The organism is Mycobacterium sp. (genome assembly GCF_049673265.1).
Classification (GTDB): Bacteria; Actinomycetota; Actinomycetes; order Mycobacteriales; family Mycobacteriaceae; genus Mycobacterium.
In genome coordinates this window covers 1-2049 of the sequence record NZ_JBATXN010000539.1, presented here as the reverse complement: position 1 = coordinate 2049, position 2049 = coordinate 1, and the positions used below count along the sequence as shown (strand labels likewise).

The window sequence follows — 2049 nt, the reverse complement described above, 5'->3', positions numbered from 1 at the left end:
CCAGCCTCGCGGCGGCCGCGCTGCAGGATCTCGGCCTGCACCGCGCCACCGACGTCGTCGGGGGGTATCAAGCGCTGGCCGCCGCCGGAGTGCTGGCCGCGCGTTAGTTTGTCGGCGGGCGAACCCGCTGCGCCCGGCTTCGCCGCGCTTGCGATCGCCCGCTAGCCCGGCTTAGCCGCCACCGCCGCCGCCACCCGAGTCGCCGTAGCCCCACCAGTCCTCGGTCTCGCTGTACACCGGGGGAGGCGGCGCTTGGTGGTGCGTCGGCGGCTCCGGCGGATTGGGGGGTGGATCCGCTGGCAGTGGCGCCGGAAGTACCGCCGGTGCGCCGCCGGGCGCCGCAAACGCCGGGATGCTCACAGCGACGACGGGTATGCCGAAAAGCAGTCCCGTCACCGCGATCTTCGCGATCCTGCCGCGGGCGCCGGATGACTTTGTCCGAGTCATTGATCACTCCCTTCACCGAGTGCCGCAACTCACACTTTTTCATCGGTGCCCGGTGAGCAAATGTTGCCACTTAATTGAGCTGAGCGATAGTTATTCATTGCGGCGTAACTAGTGTTCAGCCGGCCGAAACCCGCCGCACACTTAGAGACCATTGGTCCGCATCAATCGCTGGCCCGCAGCAGCGGCCGCAATTTAGCGGTCTTGGCCGGCGACCAACCCGGCGGCTGCAACACCGCCGCCCAGCCATTGGCAACGTCGGCGACGTAAACATGACCGTGCCCGGCTGGTACATCTGTGGCCACCGCCATGTCGGCCGACACCTGCAAAAAGGTCACCACCGGGATCCACTCGGTCTCGGGCAGCACGTCATAACCACGCTTTTCGCGTAACCAGTCCGGTCGGCGGAACAGCAGGTCGGGATTCCACCAGGCGATGGGGTCGGAGGCGTGTTGGAGATAGACCACCCGGGGGTGCTGCCACGGCGCGTGCGGACGATCCAAATCGCTTGGGCGGGCGACGAAGCGCACGTTGCGTCCGTGGTCGTAGATCGGCAGCCATCCCGGTGATCCGCGATCGCGGGTCGCGGTCAGATCGGTCCAGATGGTGTTCTGGAATGTCGGCCCGGAAAACAGCGCGCCGTCGGTGCGGGCCAGCACGTTGTTGAGGCTCATGAACGGCGCTTCGCCGCCGAAGGAGCCCAGGCTTTCGCCGAACACGACGAGCTTGGGGCGCTGCGCTTCCGGCAGCTCGCGGACCAGCCGGTCCACCGCCTCGAACAGCGCTTGGCCGGCGTGGCGGGCGTTCTCCTTGTCCACCAAAAACGACAGCCAGCTGGGCAGGAACGAGTACTGCACGCTGACGACCGCGGTGTTGCCGTTGTACATGTACTCCAACGCCGAAGCTTCCGCCTCGTTGATCCAGCCGGTGCCGGTGGTGGTTCCGACCGCGACGACGGCGCGACGCAGTCCACCGGTGCGCTGCAACTCGCGCGCGGCCAACTCCGCGGCGGCGGTGATGCCGTTGTCGGAGTCCAGTCCGGCGTAAGCACGGATCGGTTCGACCGCCGGGACGCCGTTGAACGCCGTGAGTTGCGCGACGGTGGGCCCGCCCGCCACGAAGATGCGGCCCTGATGTCCCAGCGATTCCCAGGACACCAGTGACTGCGGCCCCCCGGAGCGCAGCGGTGTCGTCGGCGCGGCGGTGTCGGGATTGATTTCGTCGTTGACCGCCGCGAACGTGTTGTTCATGGTCCGCATCGCGAATTTCACCACCACGCCGTTGAGCAACGCGATCGTCAGCGCCACCAGTAGGAAAACCACGATGACGGCTGAAACCCGCGGCGGCGCAAAGCGATCGAGTCGCAGATCCAGGAAGCGGACCAATCGGCGGACGAGCTGGCCGACCTCGACGACGGCGAACAGCACGAGCAACGAAACTGCGGTGGCCAGGGGATAGTCGCTCCACCTCAGATGCGTTACGCCCATCAAATCGCGCACCCGGTCCTGCCAGACGTGAAACCAGATCACCATCGCGACCATGCCGACCGCTCCGGCGGCGATCAGGATCAGCCACGCGCGGCGCGGTGCCGGCGGGCTGGACTCC

Annotated in this window: 2 protein-coding genes and 1 pseudogene; 1 reads left to right on the top strand and 2 read right to left on the bottom strand. The window is 67.0% G+C overall.

All coding sequences use genetic code 11. From position 1 onward, the window contains the following. Positions 1–107, top strand: a pseudogene (locus WBF82_RS18435) (rhodanese-like domain-containing protein); the annotation flags it as partial. 64 nt (positions 108–171) lie between these two features. Here the strand turns inward: WBF82_RS18435 and WBF82_RS18430 are convergent. Together WBF82_RS18430 and WBF82_RS18425 are read right to left on the bottom strand one after the other, a co-directional pair. Further along, a complete protein-coding gene (locus tag WBF82_RS18430; protein ID WP_424384397.1) occupies positions 172–447 on the bottom strand; it encodes a hypothetical protein in 276 nt (91 codons plus the stop codon). Positions 448–608: 161 nt separating this feature from the next. Beyond that, positions 609–2049: alpha/beta hydrolase (locus tag WBF82_RS18425; protein WP_424384396.1), on the bottom strand; the 1441-nt coding region annotated here is incomplete at its 5' end.

What these genes read in the sequence shown, in the direction of transcription:
- WBF82_RS18430 (WP_424384397.1), bottom strand. Translation starts at nt 447, where the DNA reads ATGACTCGGACAAAGTCATCCGGCGCCCGCGGCAGGATCGCGAAGATC.